We start from the raw sequence: 15054 nt of genomic DNA on the forward strand, positions 1-15054 counted from the left end.
GCATGCTAAGCCCGCGAAGTGGCGCGTCAAGTCGGACGGCAGCGCCAGCCACCGTCGGTAAAACGAACTTTCTGCTTCAGCGCAAGAGGACTTCCGGGCGCTCGCCGGCCTGCAGGCGGCGCTCGATGTCTTCCAGCACGTTCGGCAGGTCGGCCACGCTGTCGATCACGTAGTGCGCGCCGGCGGCTTGCAGCTCGGCGGTGGCGCGGGCGCGGCGGACCTGCTGGCTGTCGGCGTCGAGCGCCTGCCACTCGGCCAGCGTCAGGCCGTTGACGTTGCCGCTGACCGACACGCCGACGGCCCAGGTGCCGGCGTTGAGGCCTTCCTGCAGGCCCACACCGGTGTCGTCGACCTTGACGACGGTGTGTGGCGGCCATACGCCGAGGTCGGCGAAGCAGCGGTACATCATGAGCGGCGACGGGCGGCCCGCCGCGAGGTCGCCCGCGCACACGAGGTTGTCGGGTTCATAGCCGCCGGCCGCGGCGATGGGCGTGACGACCTCCATGATCGGGCGGTTGTAGCCGGTGGTCGAACCGATCTTCAGGCCGCGCTCGCGCGCCGCGTTGACGGCCTCGATCGCGCCCGGAATGAAGTCGGTGTGGTCGCGCACGCTGGCCGCGTTCATCGGCGTGAACACCTCGTACAGGCGGTCGACGTCGGCGTCGCTGAAGGCATGGCCGTGTTTCGCTTCCCACTGCGCGGCGACGCGCGGCTGCGTGCCCAGGGCCTTGATGTGGTCCCACTTGGCCATGCCCATCGGGGCGCGCGCCTCGTCGATGGTGATGTCGATGCCGAACTGTGCGAACAGCTTCACGAAGGCGCCCATGGGCGCGCAGGAACCGAAGTCGAGGATGGTGCCGGCCCAGTCGAAGACGACGGCCTGCAGCCTGGCATGGGGATGGGCGTTCATGGCGACGAAAGAAGAAAAGGGATGAAGAAGGCGGTGATGCTCACCACGCGTCGAACACATCGGCGGCAATGCCGAAGCCCGTGCTCGCGCCGCTGCCGCTGGTGACCAGCACCACGCGCGTGGCGTCGTCGGGCGCGTCGATCACGCAGGGCGTGGTTTTCGACGACGGGTACACGCCGGTCCAGCGCTCGGTGACCTGCGCGGTCTCGAGGTTGAGCGTGCTGCGCAGGTGGCGCAGGATGAGCTGGTCGACCGCCTCGATGGCGAAGGGTTCGGGCGCGTCGCCGTAGTGGTGCGAATCGCCGACCACCAGCGAGCCGTCGGCGCTCTGCACGACGATGAGGTGGATGCCGTGGTCGAGCGAGGCGCGTTCTTCCTGCATCAGCCGCGCGCGCAGCGCCGCCGCTTCGGGCAAGCTGCTGTAGCCCTCGTAGCGCACCAGGCTCAGGTCGGTCATCACCGCGCCCGGCAGCCGAAAGCCCGCCTCGGGTTGCACGCGCAGCATCTGCAGGCGGCACAGCGTGAGGTCGTGCGCGGCGATGCGGCCAGCGAACAGGCCGTGCAATTCGGTGTTGGTGCAGACCACCACGCGCTCGCCGCGCAGGGTGCCGCGCGAGGTGCGCACGCGCGGGGTTTCGACCTCGTGCACGGTCTCGCCGAAGCGGAACACCACGCCGTGCACTTCGGCCAGCCAGCGCGCGAGCAGGCCGACGGCGGTGCGCGATTCGACGCGCAGCTCGTGCGGGCTGAACAGCACCGAGCGCGCCTGCGCGAGGTTTAGGCCGGACGCCCTCGCCTGCGCATCGGTGGCGTCGATGAGCGCGCAGGCCTCGGCCATCGGCGTGCGCAGGAAGGCTTCGAGCACGGCATGCGCCTCGGGACGGTAGGCCGCGAGCCAGAGGTGGCGGTGCACGATGTCGATGCCGGCCTGCGGCGCAACGGCCTGCCACACGTCGCGCGAATGCATGGCGCGGCGCCACATGTCGCCCGGCGCCTGACCGGTGACGGTGATGAAGCCGAAGTTGCGGATCGATGCGCCCAGGCACGCGGCATCGCGCTCGACCACGCACACGCGCAGGCCGCGCTGCGCGGCGGTGTAGGCATGGGCCAGGCCGACGATGCCGGCGCCGACCACGATCACGTCGAAGCTGTCGACGGACATGCTGGGGTTCATCAACGTTGTCTCCAGGCTTGCGTGCGCTTCAGCGCCCAGTGCCCGGCCAGCGCGAACAGGCCGCGGCCGACGGCGGCCGTGAGCATGATGAGCGAGGCCATGGCGGCGGCGGGTGCCACGTCGCCGGCATCGTCCATGTTGAGCACGGCGATGGCGGCCAGCGTGGTCTGCGGCGAGTAGAGGAACACGACGGCCGACACGGTGGTCATCGCGTTGACGAAGAAGTAGCCGGCCACGTTGAGCACGGTGGGCAGCGCCACCGGCAGGTGCACGCGCCACAGCGTGCGCCAGAACGGCACGCCCATCGACTCGGACACCAGCTCGTACTCGCGGTCGAGCTGGCGCAGCGCGGTGAGCGAGGTGAGGTGCGCCACCGAGAAGAAGTGCGCCACGGTGCAGATCACCAAAATCGCCATGCCGCCGTACAGCCCGTGCAGCGGGTTCGAAGCGGAGTTGAAGAAGAAGATGTAGCCCACGCCGAGCACCAGCCCCGGCACCGCGAGCGGCAGGTTGGCCAGCAGGTTCAGCAGCTCGCGCATCAGGCCGAAGTGGCGCGGCTTCTCCACGAAGTAGGCCGACACGAAGGTGGCGAGCGCGCCCGCCACGGCCGCGCACAGCGCCAGGCGCAGCGAGTTGCCGTAGCTGCCCCAGCCGCCGCCGTCCATGTTGCTGAAGTCGTAGTTCTTCAGCGAGGGCGTGAGCTTGTAGGGCCAGTAGCTGGCGAGCGAGGCGAACACGGCCATGCCGATCATCACGACGATGGCGATGGCGGTGAGCGTACAAAACACGAGCAGTGCGCGGTCGCGCGATTTCACCGGCTCGGGTTGGTAGGGCGTGGCGCGCGCCGACAGCGCCGCGGCCTGCTTGCGACGCACGCGCCGCTCGACGAGGAACGACAGCACGGCCGGAATCAGCAGCACGAGGCCGACCACCGCGCCCATCTGGAAGTTCTGCTGGCCGACCACCTGCTTGTAGATGTCGGTCGCGAGCACGCCGGTCTGGCCGCCCACGACCTTGGGCACGCCGAAGTCGGTGATGACCAGCACGAACACGACCATCGCGGCCACGATGAGGCCGTAGCGCGACGAGGGCAATGTGACGGTGCGGAAGATGCGCCAGCGCGAGGCGCCCAGGGTCTGGGCGGCTTCGTACAAACGCCCGTCGGACGTAGCCATGGCGGTGGTGAGGATCAGCAGCGCATGCGGCAGCGTCCAGAACACCGAGCCGAGCACGATGCCCAGCGGGCCGTAGATCGACAGGTCGCCCAGCAGCCCCTTGAACAGACCCTGGTTGCCGAACAGGTAGATCAGGCTGATGGCCGGCAGCAGCGAGGGCGCCAGCAGCGGCATGAGCGCCACGGCGCGCAGCAGGCCCTTGGCAGGCATGCACGAGAGCGTGAGGCCGTAGGCGTACACGTAGGCGATGGCGGTGCACAGCACGGCGCTGATCACGGCGAGCAGCACGCTGTTGAAGGCCGACTGCACGAGCGCGGGGCTCTCGAGGTAGCGCGCGAAGTTGGTCAGGCCGACGAAGCTGCCTGCGCGGTCGTAGAAGCTCTGGCCGACGAGCGCGCCGACGGGGAGCGCGACGATCACGACGAGCAGCAGCACGACGAGCAGCACGGCGGCGCCGGTGAGCCAGCGTTCGCGGTCGAAGTGATTCGAACGCGGGATCGCGATCGGGGCGAGGGCTTCGGAAGGAGTGCTCATGTTGTTGTTCTTTTGGTGTCGTTGTTCAGGGCGCGTGCACAGGCCACCGGGTACTTCCCTCCGCGAATGTCCCCCGGGCTTCGCCCTCCTCCTTGATTTCGCTGCGGGAAGCACCCGGTGCCCTGCGCACGATGGGCGTGGTCGTTGTGCTGTTCGATCAACCACCGCACTGCGTCACGCTCACGCCGATGGGGTGCCTTGCGCAGCGAAATCAAGGAGGAGCCCGAAGGGCGGAGGACATTCGCGGAGCAAGGCTCCCCGTCGGCGGGAGCGCGCCCTGGATGGCTGCGCACCACGCGACAAGGACCCCGCACGCGCGACGTCATGTCATTGCGCCAGGACCGACAGCGCGTTCAAGGGAAGCTGGATGTGCACCATGCTGCTGGGCACCAGCGGCTCTTCGCCGCCGCTGCGTGCATCGGCGGGCAGCTCGGCCTCGATCTCGATACCGAGCGGTTCGCAGGCCAGGCGGGCCGAGGTGCGGTTGCCGAAGAACTCGGTGTCGAGCAGGCGCGCAGCGAAGCTGTTGGTGCCGAGTTCGGAACCGAAGCGCTTCACCACCACATGCTCGGGGCGGATGCCCACGGTGGCTTGCGAACCGACGCTGAGGCTGCCGGGCGCGCAGAACAGTTCGCTGTCGCGCACGCGCACCTTGCCGTCGGCCAGCACGGTGGCGGGCAGCATGTTCATGCGGCCCACGAAACCCGCCACGAAGCGGGTGCGCGGCTTGCGGTACAGCTCGTCGGGCGTGCCGGCCTGCTCGATGCGGCCGTTGTGCATCAGCACCACGCGGTCGGCCATCGAGAGGGCTTCTTCCTGGTCGTGCGTGACCATGATGGTGACGATGCCCAGGCGCTTTTGCAGCGCGCGGATCTCGCTGCGCAGCGTGGCGCGCACCTGCGCGTCGAGCGCGGAGAGCGGCTCGTCGAGCAGCAGCAGGCGCGGGTTGGGCGCCAGGGCGCGCGCCAGCGCGATGCGCTGCTGCTGGCCGCCCGAGAGCTGCACGGGGTACTTGTCGGCATGCGCGGTAAGGCCGACCAGGTCGAGCATCTCGCGCGAGCGCTTGGCCATCTCGCGCGCCAGGGCGCCCGTGGGGTGCAGGCCGTAGGCGATGTTCTGCGCCGCCGTGAGGTTGGGGAACAGCGCATACGACTGGAACACCACGCCGAAGCCGCGCGCCGCGGGCGGCAGGCCCGCGATGTCCTGGCCGCCGAGCAGGATCTGCCCGCTGTCGGCGCGCTCGATGCCGCACACGATGCGCAGCAGCGTGGTCTTGCCGCAGCCCGAAGGACCGAGCAGGCAGACGAACTCGCCGGGCTCGATGTCCAGGTCGATGCCGTCGAGCACGCGCGTGGCGCCAAAGGACTTGCCGATGCCGCGAAGAGAGAGAAAGCTGGTCATGTTCAGTGGCCCCAGTCGAGAAACACCGCGGAACCGGCTTTGCCGGGCCGCTGGTGTTGCCCCCGGTGAGGGGGTTGGCGTAGCGACACGAAGTGCGCGAAGACTGGGGGAGAGCCCATTACATCGGCTTCTTTTCAGCCTTGGCGTCGTAGCGCTTCGACCATTCCGTCAGGATGCGGTCGCGGTTGGCGGCAGCCCAGTTGAAGTCGTTCTTGGCCAGCAGCTTCTCGACGTCGCCCGGCACGAACTCCAGCTTTTCCTGGATGCCCGGCAGCGCGAGCACGGCGAAGTTCTTCGCGTACAGCTCGTTGGCCTGCTTCGTCACGGCCCAGTCGGCCAGGGCCTTGGCGGCGTCCTGCTTCTTGCTGGTCTTGATGATGCCGGTGGCTTCCATGTCCCAGCCCAGGCCTTCCTTGGGCAGCACGATGTCGATGGGGGCGCCGTCGCGCTTGGTCTTGTTGGCGCGGTATTCGAACGACATGCCGAGCGCGAACTCGCCGGCGCCGGCCTGGCGGCAGGGCTTGCTGCCCGACAGGCTGTACACGCCGATGTTCTGGTGCAGCGCGTCCATGTACTTCCAGGCCTTGTCCTCGCCCATCATCTGGATCCAGCCCGACACCATGAGGTAGCCGGTGCCCGAGGCAGCGGGGTTGGGCATGGTGATCTGGCCCTTGTAGACCGGGTTGGTCAGGTCGGCCCAGCTGGTGGGCTTGGGCAGGTTCTTCTTCGTGGCTTCGGCGGTGTTGAAGCAGATGGCCGACGACCACACGTCCATGCCGACCCACTTGGGCGGGTTGGCCGTGTCGCGCATGGTGGGCTTGATGGCGTCCAGGCCCTTGGGCGCGTAGGGCTGGAGCATGCCTTCCTTGTCCAGCAGCATCAGCGAGGTGGCGGCCAGGCCCCACACCACGTCGGCCTGGGGGTTGGCTTTTTCGGCCAGCAGCTTGGCGGTGACGATGCCGGTGGAGTCGCGCACGAACTTCAGTTCGATGGCCGGATTCTCCTTTTCGAAGGCGGCCTTGTAGGCCTGCACCTGGTCGGCTTCGAGCGCGGTGTAGACCAGCAGCTCGGTGCGGCCCTGGGCCGAGGCGGAGAAAGCCAGCGAAAACAAGGCGGCGGGCACGGCGGCCCACATCAGACGACGATGCAGCATGGGAGATTCCCTCGAGGTAAGAACAGGCGGTGTACGCAAAAAGAAAACACGGCCGGGGCGTGAACGCAGCGATGCTCGCAGCGCTATGTGACAAAGGTTTGTCACACGGCCGTACCCGCGCTGCGGCGTTTGCACTTTCGTCACACGGCTGTCATCGAGCGACGCGAGCCTGTACAGGCTGTCGCACACCGTTCTTTTGCAATCCCATGACACTCGACCTCGCCGAGATTGCTCGCCTGTTCGCCGAACGCGGCGGGCTGGCGTACGCGGGCGAGCCGGTGTCGCAGCTCGAACACGCGTTGCAATGCGCCTGGCTGGCCGAACAGGCCGGCGCCGGCGACACGCTCGTGACGGCCGCATTGCTGCACGACCTGGGGCACCTGCTGATCGCCGAGCACCAGACGCTGTCGCGCTCGCCCACCGAACTGGGCATTGACGACCGCCACCAGTACATCGCGCTGCCGCTGCTGCGCGGCGCCTTCGACGTGGCCGTGCGCGAGCCGATCCGCCTGCACGTGGACGCCAAGCGCTACCTGTGCGCGACGCGCCCGGGCTACGTGTCGATGCTCTCGCCCGATTCGGTGCGCAGCCTGGCGCTGCAGGGCGGCGTGATGGACGACGAGGCGGCGCAGCGCTTTGCGGGCCTGCCGTGGTCGGGCGACGCCGTGCGGCTGCGGCTGTGGGATGAAGCGGCCAAGGCCGAGGGGCTGCGAACGCCGCCGCTGGCGCATTTCCTGGCGACGGCGGCGCGCGTGATGCTGCGCTGAGGGCCAGCGCATCGCTCCGGGCGGAAGGGGCCGCCTTCAGCCCCGCTTAAGACGCACTTGTCTACGATGGGCGCCTCACGAGGTCCGGCGCATCGGCGCCTGCGAGGAAATCCGCATGTCATCTGCTCCATCCCCCACCATCGCGGCGCGTGCCGGCGCGTTCGTCCAGGTCCTGCGCCGCGTGCTGCGGCTCGCGGCGCCCTACTTCAGTTCGGACGAAGAAAAATGGCGGGCGCGCCTCATGTTCGCGGGCATCGTGGCGCTGAACCTGGCGTACGTGTACGCGCTGGTGCTCTTCAACCAGTGGTACGGGCGCTTCTATGACGGGCTGCAGAACAAGGACGCGGTGGTGTTCTGGCGCGAGATCCGCGTGTTCGCCTGGCTGGCCTTCTTCAACATCGCGATCCAGGTGGCGAAGTTCTACCTGACGCAGCTGCTGCAGCTGCGCTGGCGCTCGTGGATGACCCGCCACTACCTCGGCCGCTGGATGGCCGACCGCACCTTCTATCACCTGGAGCTGGCGCGCTATGCCCAGGCCGACGGCGCCACGCCCGACAACCCCGACCAGCGCATCCAGGAGGACATGCAGATGTTCACCAACGCCACGATGACGCTGTCGATGGAGATCCTGAACGCGGTGGTCACGCTGCTGAGCTTCATCGGCATCTTGTGGGGCCTGTCGGGCACCTTCGACCTGTCGCTGGGCGGCAGCACCTACCAGGTCGCGGGCTCGATGGTGTGGCTGGCGCTGGTCTACTGCGTGGTCGGCACGGTCATCACGCACTTCATCGGCCGGCCGCTGATCGGCCTGAACTTTCGCCAGCAGCGCTTCGAGGCCGACTTCCGCCACCACCTGGTGCGCGTGCGCGAGTACAGCGAAGCCATCGCGCTCGACCGCGGCGAGACGGTGGAGCGCGGCCAACTCGACACGCGCTTCGGCGCCGTGCTGCGCAACTACCTGCAGCTGATCAAGAAGCAGAAGAACCTGGTCACCTTCACCGCGATGTTCGGACAGGCGTCGGTGATCTTTCCGTTCATCGTGTCGGCGCCGCGTTTCTTCAGCGGTGCCATCCAGCTGGGCGCGCTGATCCAGATTTCATCGGCCTTCGACAAGGTGCAGGAATCGCTGAGCTGGTTCGTCGCCAACTATGACCGCGTGGCCGTCTGGCGCGCCACCACCGACCGCCTGATCAGCTTCGACGACGCGATGCGCGCCCACGCCGCGCGCGAAGACGCCCTGCAGCGCGAAGAAGGCGCCGCCACGCTGGGCACCAGCGACCTCACGCTCGCGCTGCCCAACGGCACGCAGCTGCTGGCCGGCGCCGCGCTGGCGGTGCGTCCCGGCGACAGCGTGCTGCTGCAAGGCCCCTCGGGCAGCGGCAAGTCGACGCTGTTCCGCGCTTTCGCGGGCATCTGGCCGTTTGCGCGCGGCAAGGTGCAGGCCCCGGCCGACGCGGTCTTCATGCCCCAACGCCCCTACCTGCCCGACGGCAAGCTGCGCGAGGCGCTGACCTATCCGCACCCGGCCGCCGGCTTCAGCGACGACCAGCTGCGCCAGGCCCTGGCCGATGCGCTGTTGCCCGACCTCGTGCACCGGCTCGACGACAGCGACGCCTGGAGCCAGAAGCTCTCGGGCGGCGAGCAGCAGCGACTGGCCATCGCGCGGGTGTTGCTGAAGAAACCGGCGTGGCTCTTCGCCGACGAAGTGACCAGCGCGCTCGATGCACCGGCCGAAGCCGTGCTCTACCAGCGGCTCGCCGACACGGTGCGCGCGGGCGGTGGCGCGATGGTGTCGATCGCGCACCGCCCCGCCGTGGGCGACTTCCATGGCCAGCGGTGGACGCTGGTGCCGCAGGAAGAAAGCGCGGCCGGTGGCGCGCGCTACCGGCTCGATACCTCTACAGCGGCTCAGGCCGCAGCGACGTAACGCTCCCAGCCCTTCTTGCGCAGGTCGCAGGCCGGGCATTCGCCGCAGCCGTAGCCCCAGGCCTGGCGGTGTTCGCGGTCGCCGAGGTAGCAGGTGTGGGTTTCTTCCACGATCAGGTCGACCAGCGGCTGGCCACCCAGGCGGTGGGCCAGCGCCCAGGTCTCGGCCTTGTCGATCCACATGAGCGGCGTCTCGATGACGAGGCGGCGCTCCAGGCCGAGCGACAGCGCCAGCTGCATGGCCTTCATGGTGTCGTCGCGGCAGTCGGGGTAGCCCGAGAAGTCGGTCTCGCACACGCCGGTGACGATCACCTGCAGCCCGCGCCGGTAGGCCAGCGCGCCCGCCAGCGTGAGGAACAGCAGGTTGCGCCCCGGCACGAAGGTGTTGGGCAGGCCGTCGGCCTGCATGGCGAAGGCGACTTCTTCGGTGAGCGACGAGCCGCCGAGCTGCGCCAGCGCGGCCAGCGTGAGCACGTGGTCTTCGCCCAGGCGCGGCGCCCATTCGGGAAAGCGCTCGCGCATCTTGGCGAGCACGGTGCCGCGCACGTCGAGCTCGACGCGGTGGCGCTGGCCGTAGTCGAAGCCCAGCGTTTCGACGCGCTGGTACTTGGACAGGGCCTCGGCCAGGCAGGTGGCCGAGTCCTGGCCGCCGGAGAAGAGAACGAGGGCGGTGGTGTGCAGGGGCATGTCCGTCAACGGCGGGGCCGCTGTAGTGCAAATGCGCGATTTTCGCAGCCGATCGATGCTGCCGGCCGCCCTGTTCTGCGGTGCTTCTAGAGAAAGCGCTCCAGCAGCTTGCGCGACGCGCGATCCAGCGCCTTCGCGTCGGGAATGCGGAACTGCACGCCGTGCGCGCTCGCGATGAGCAGCGCGCCGCCTTCGAGACGGCGGATGTCTTCCTCGGCCTTGAGCACGAAGCTGGTGTCGCCGCGGTCGGTGCTCACGGTCCAGGTGCTGGGCACGCCGAAGCTGGACACGCCGTGCAGCTTCAGCAAGGTGGGCGCGAAGTCGCGCACGGCGAGTTCTTCGGTCAGCAGCGCCTGGGTGGGCGCGGGCAGCTGGTCGACGCGGTCGACCCACACGAGTTCGCGGCCCTCGCTGCCGACGAGCGACACGCCCTCGTTGGGCGCACTCAGCGGAAAGGCGCGCACGGGCGTCACGCCCACGTGGCGCTCGCCCTGTGCGTCGGTCAGCACGAGGCGCCCGAAGGTGTCGCGTGCGAGTTCGAAGCTGATGGTGGTATTGGTGCTGCTCATCACACGTCCCCTGCCGGATGGGCGGCATGGCTCACGGCCAGCGGCGCCTGGGCGTTGGCGCGCTCGTCGGCGGCGCCCTCGCTCACATCGTCTTCGTCGCCCTGGCGCAGCTGCGCCTGGTACAGGCGCCAGTAGGCGCCCTGCTTGGCCATGAGCGCGTCGTGCGGCCCGACCTCGACCACCTCGCCGCGGTCCATGACCACGAGGCGGTCGGCCTTGCGCAGCGTGGACAGGCGGTGGGCGATGGCGATGGTGGTGCGGCCCTGCACGAGGTTGTCGAGCGCCTTCTGGATTTCCTTTTCGGTCTCGGTATCGACGGCCGAGGTTGCCTCGTCGAGGATCAGGATGCGCGGGTCGATGAGCAAGGCGCGCGCGATGCTGATGCGCTGGCGCTCGCCGCCCGACAGGCCCTGCCCGCGCTCGCCCACCAGCGAGTCGTAGCCGTGCGGCAGGCGCAGGATGAAGTCATGCGCATGGGCCGCGCGGGCCGCTGCGACGACTTCTTCGCGCGTGGCATCGGGCTTGCCGTAGGCGATGTTCTGCGCGATGGTGCCGAAGAACAGGAACGGCTCCTGCAGCACCAGCCCGACGTGGCGGCGGTAGTCGGCCACGGCGAAGCGGCGGATGTCGGTGCCGTCGACCTTGATGGCGCCGTCGGTCACGTCGTAGAAGCGGCAGATCAGGTTGACCAGCGTGCTCTTGCCTGAGCCGCTGTGGCCCACGAGGCCGATCATCTCGCCGGGCTCGATGGTCAGGTCGAGGTCGTGGATCACGGCGCGCGAGCCGTAGCGGAAACCGAGACCGCTCATCTCGATGCGGCCCTGCACGCGCTCCACCTTCACCGGGTTGGCCGGCTCGGGCACGTTGCTCACGTGGTCGAGGATGTCGAAGATGCGCTTGGCGCCGGCCGCGGCCTTCTGCGTGACGGAGACGATGCGGCTCATCGAGTCGAGCCGCGTGTAGAAGCGGCCGATGTAGGCGATGAAGGCGGTGAGCACACCCACCGTGATGCTGCCGCGCGCCACCTGCCAGATGCCGAAGGCCCAGACCACGAGCAGGCCGATTTCGGTCAGCAGCGACACGGTCGGCGTGAACAGCGACCAGGTGCGGTTGAGCTTGTCGTTGACCTGCAGGTTGTAGGCGTTGGCGACGCGGAAGCGCTCGGCTTCGCGGCGCTCCTGCGCAAAGGCCTTCACCACGCGGATGCCGGGGATGGTGTCGGCCAGCACGTTGGTCACTTCGGACCAGACACGGTCGATCTTCTCGAAGCCGGTGCGCAGGCGGTCGCGCACGACGTGGATCATCCAGGCGATGAAGGGCAGCGGCACCAGCGTGACCACGGCCAGCAGCGGGTTGATCGAGATCAGGATGGCCGCCGTCATGACGATCATCAGCACGTCGTTGGCGAAATCGAGCGCGTGCAGCGACAGGAAGACGTTGATGCGGTCGGTTTCCGAGCCGATGCGCGCCATGAGGTCGCCGGTGCGCTTGCCGCCGAAGTAGTCCAGCGGCAGGGTCAGCAGGTGCTCGTAGGTGGTGGTGCGCAGGTCGGCGCCGATGCGTTCCGAGACCAGCGCCAAGAGGTAGGTGCGCGCCCAGCCCAGCCCCCAGCCGACCAGCGCCGCAATCAGCAGGCCGCCCAGGTACAGGCCGACCCGGCCGGAATCGATCTTCTGCCCGTTCTGGAACGGGATCAGGATGTCGTCCATCAGCGGGATGGTCAGGTACGGCGGCACCAGCGTGGCGGCGGTGGAGATCAGGGTCAGGACAAACCCGAGGATCAGCTGCTTGCGGTACGGCCCGGCAAAGCGGCCCAGGCGCAGCAGCACCCAGGTCGAGGGCGGGGTCTGCAGCTCGGTGTCGGTGCCGTCCACGTCGAGAAGTTCGGGCACCTCTTCTGTCGCCTTCGCGACAGCGGGCGCGGCGCGCTGGCCGAACAGCTTGAGCAGCTTCAGCGCCGCCGGCTGGCCGGCCAGGGTGTAGCGCCAGCGGGCGAGCTGTCCGGCGGGGCCGATGAGGTCGAGGGTTCCGATGCCGGCGTGGTCGGAAAGACGCATTTCCAAGGCCTGCTCGGTGAGTGGCCACTCACGCCACTCGCCGCCGGGTTCCAGGGCGATGAGCCGCTGGTCGGTCAGGGCGACGAGGCCGGTGGCGAAGCGAAGTTGGTCGTCGAGGTCAACCGCAAGTGTTACCGAAACGTTTTCAGCGCCTGCGAGTCGGCTTTTCAGCACGCCTGAGACCGCCTCCGTTTCGCCCGCCTGGGCGCCGACTGGATCGTGATGTTGCATTGTGTTTATTTGACTCTTGCCCGTCGCGGGCCGCTGGGACCGCGTCATGGCGTCCTTGGTCGGGCGCCGATTCTGACCGATCGCCATGGGTGCGCTTGAAGGCGCCGTGGTGCTCGGCCAAAGCACATCGAACGTTTGCATGACCCGTTTCGACGACATCCAATTGCTGCGCATCAACTATTTGCGCGGTCCCAACCTCTGGACCTACCGTCCGGTGCTCGAAGTCTGGCTCGACCTGGGCCAACTGGAAGACTTCCCCTCCAACAAGATCGACGGTTTCACCGACCGGCTGACCACCCTGCTGCCGGCGCTCATCGAGCACCACTGCGGCGTGGGCGAGCGCGGCGGGTTCATCCAGCGCCTGACCGAAGGCACCTGGTCGGGCCACGTACTCGAGCACGTCGTGATCGAGCTGCTGAACCTGGCCGGCATGCCGACTGGCTTCGGCCAGACCCGCAGCACCTCGGAGCACGGCGTGTACCGCATGGTGTTCCGCGCGCGTGACGAGCAGGTCGCCCGCGTGGCGCTCACCGAAGGCCACCGCCTGCTGATGGCGGCCATCAACAACGATCCGTTCACCGCCGCCGACGTGCAGACCGCCGTCGAGGCCGTCAAGGCCAAGGTCGAAGACTGCTACCTCGGCCCGAGCACCGCGGCCATCGTGTCCGCCGCCACCGACCGCGGCATTCCGCACATGCGCCTGAACAGCGGCAACCTGGTGCAGCTGGGCTACGGCGCCAACCAGCAACGCATCTGGACCGCGGAAACCGACTACACCAGCGCCATCGGCGAATCGATCGCCAGCGACAAGGAACTGACCAAGTCGCTGCTCGCCAGCTGCGGCGTGCCCGTGCCGCACGGCCAGGTGGTCGAGTCGCCCGAAGAAGCCTGGGAAGCCGCCGAGGACATCGGCCTGCCCGTGGTCGTGAAGCCGTCGGACGCCAACCATGGCCGCGGCGTGTCGCTCGAACTGACGACGCGCGAGGAAGTCATGGCCGCCTTCGCGGTCGCCGAGCCCGAGGGCAGCGACGTGATGGTCGAACGCTTCATCCGCGGCCACGAGCACCGCCTGCTGGTGGTGGGCGGCGAGGTGGTGGCGGCCGCGCGCGGCGAGATCATCACCGTGACCGGCGACGGCACGAACACCGTGGCCGGGCTGATCGACAAGCAGCTCAACAGCGACCCGCGCCGCGGCGCCGAAGAAGAATTCCCGCTCGACGTGATCGTGCTGGCCACCGACGCCAAGCTGCAGCTGGAGCTCAAGCGCCAGGAACTGGACGGCAACTCGGTGCCGGCCGCCGGCCGCGTGGTGACGATCCAGCGCAACGGCAACATGGCCTACGACTGCACCGACCTCGTGCACCCCGAGGTGGCGCACGCCGCCGTGCTCGCCGCCCGCGTGGTCGGCCTGGACATCGCGGGCATCGACATGGTCGCGCAAGACATTTCCAAGCCGTTGGGCCCGCAGGGCGGCGCGATCGTCGAGGTGAACGCCGGCCCCGGCCTGCTGATGCACCTGAAGCCGGCCATCGGCTCGCCGCGCCCCGTGGGCCGCGCCATCTGCGACCACCTGTTCCCGAACGACGCGCCCGGCCGCATCCCCGTGGTGGGCGTGGCCGGTTCGCGCGACACCGCCGTGCTCGCGCGGCTGGTGGCCTGGCTCATCAACCTCGGCGGGCGCCACACCGGCCTGGCCTGCCGCGACGGCCTGTTCCTGGAACGCCGCCGCGTCGATGCACGCGACAGCGCCAACTGGGACGCCGGCCACCGCCTGCTCGTGAACCGCGCCGTCGAGGCCGTGGTGATCGAGAACGGCGCCGAGACCATCCTGCGCGACGGCCTGGCCTACGACCGCTGCGAGGTCGGCATCGTGACCGACCTCGAAGGCTGCGAAGCCCTGGCCGACTACGACATCACCGAGAGCGACCAGATGGTCAAGGTGCTGCGCACCCAGGTCGACGTGGTGCTGGGCGAAGGCACGGCCGTGCTGAACGCCGACGAGCCGCGCATCGCCGCGCTGGCGCCGCTGTGCGACGGCGCCGTCATCCTGTATGCGGCCGACCCGCAGGCCGCCGCGCTCGCCGCGCACCAGGCCGAAGGCGGCAAGGCCGTGCTGGTGCGCCAGGACCGCGTGGTGCTGGCCAACGGCACGAGCGAATCGTTCCTGCCCGGCCTGGGCCGACTGACCATCTGGCGCGCGACCCACGTCGGCGTGAGCCTCGAAAGCCTGCTGGCCGCCGTGGCCGCCGCCTGGGCTATGGGCATTCCGCTCAACCTGATCGGCGCCGGTGTCGAAGCCTTCGAAGCCGACCTGCAGGCGGCCCTGGCCTCGCTGCAGCTGTCGCAGGCCTCGCCGCTCTCCCCGCAACTACAACTGGCATGACACGATGCGCCGCCCCGCCACCCGCGGGGCCGGCGCCCTGGTCACACCGCAAGATCACCGCAACCGCGCGCCCCGTGCCGTAGCCCC

Annotated in this window: 11 protein-coding genes; 3 read left to right on the plus strand and 8 right to left on the minus strand. The window is 68.9% G+C overall.

What is annotated here, in order from left to right:
• Window positions 1-76 precede the first annotated feature (76 nt).
• The 5 genes from phnX to ACAM52_RS23470 all read right to left on the minus strand — a co-directional run bounded on the left by phnX (window position 77) and on the right by ACAM52_RS23470 (window position 6329).
• Window positions 77-910: a phosphonoacetaldehyde hydrolase gene (phnX, locus tag ACAM52_RS23450; protein ID WP_369644689.1), complete on the minus strand. Its 834-nt coding sequence runs from the start codon at window positions 908-910 to the stop codon at window positions 77-79.
• Window positions 911-950: 40 nt separating this feature from the next.
• Window positions 951-2084 (minus strand): TIGR03364 family FAD-dependent oxidoreductase, encoded by a 1134-nt coding sequence (locus tag ACAM52_RS23455; protein WP_369644690.1) that lies wholly within the window; start codon window positions 2082-2084, stop codon window positions 951-953.
• Window positions 2084-3793, minus strand: coding sequence for a putative 2-aminoethylphosphonate ABC transporter permease subunit (locus tag ACAM52_RS23460; RefSeq protein ID WP_369644691.1), 1710 nt, complete (start codon window positions 3791-3793; stop codon window positions 2084-2086). The genes ACAM52_RS23455 and ACAM52_RS23460 overlap by 1 nt, the downstream gene beginning before the upstream one ends.
• 327 nt (window positions 3794-4120) lie before the next feature.
• Entirely contained in the window at window positions 4121-5194 is a 1074-nt protein-coding gene (locus tag ACAM52_RS23465; protein WP_070060031.1) for an ABC transporter ATP-binding protein, read from the minus strand.
• 118 nt (window positions 5195-5312) lie between these two features.
• The gene (locus ACAM52_RS23470; RefSeq protein ID WP_369647769.1) at window positions 5313-6329 is read right to left on the minus strand and encodes a putative 2-aminoethylphosphonate ABC transporter substrate-binding protein; all 1017 of its coding nucleotides are present in this window, start codon (window positions 6327-6329) and stop codon (window positions 5313-5315) included.
• Between the two features lie 224 nt (window positions 6330-6553).
• On the opposite strand from ACAM52_RS23470, the gene ACAM52_RS23475 reads away from it, so the two are divergent.
• Both ACAM52_RS23475 and ACAM52_RS23480 read left to right on the plus strand, forming a co-directional pair.
• Entirely contained in the window at window positions 6554-7114 is a 561-nt protein-coding gene (locus ACAM52_RS23475) for a phosphonate degradation HD-domain oxygenase (protein WP_369644692.1), read from the plus strand.
• Window positions 7115-7229: 115 nt separating this feature from the next.
• Window positions 7230-9041 carry an ABC transporter ATP-binding protein/permease gene (locus ACAM52_RS23480; RefSeq protein ID WP_369644693.1) on the plus strand — a complete coding sequence of 604 codons (1812 nt, stop codon included), beginning with the start codon at window positions 7230-7232 and terminating at the stop codon, window positions 9039-9041.
• Here the strand turns inward: ACAM52_RS23480 and queC are convergent.
• The 3 genes from queC to ACAM52_RS23495 form a co-directional block, all read right to left on the minus strand.
• Window positions 9023-9727, minus strand: coding sequence for a 7-cyano-7-deazaguanine synthase QueC (gene queC / locus ACAM52_RS23485; RefSeq protein WP_095743689.1), 705 nt, complete (start codon window positions 9725-9727; stop codon window positions 9023-9025). The two genes, ACAM52_RS23480 and queC, sit on opposite strands and share 19 nt — an antisense overlap.
• Before the next feature lie 86 nt (window positions 9728-9813).
• Window positions 9814-10296, minus strand: coding sequence for a DUF1854 domain-containing protein (locus ACAM52_RS23490; RefSeq protein WP_369644694.1), 483 nt, complete (start codon window positions 10294-10296; stop codon window positions 9814-9816).
• Entirely contained in the window at window positions 10296-12584 is a 2289-nt protein-coding gene (locus ACAM52_RS23495; RefSeq protein ID WP_369644695.1) for an ABC transporter ATP-binding protein, read from the minus strand. The genes ACAM52_RS23490 and ACAM52_RS23495 overlap by 1 nt, the downstream gene beginning before the upstream one ends.
• A 139-nt stretch (window positions 12585-12723) precedes the next feature.
• Between ACAM52_RS23495 and cphA the strand changes: the two genes are divergently transcribed.
• Window positions 12724-14967 carry a cyanophycin synthetase gene (gene cphA / locus ACAM52_RS23500; RefSeq protein ID WP_235944232.1) on the plus strand — a complete coding sequence of 748 codons (2244 nt, stop codon included), beginning with the start codon at window positions 12724-12726 and terminating at the stop codon, window positions 14965-14967.
• The last annotated feature ends 87 nt before the right edge of the window (window positions 14968-15054 follow it).

Origin of the sequence: Variovorax sp. V118 (genome assembly GCF_041154445.1) — a bacterium.
Taxonomy (GTDB): Bacteria; Pseudomonadota; Gammaproteobacteria; order Burkholderiales; family Burkholderiaceae_C; genus Variovorax; species Variovorax boronicumulans.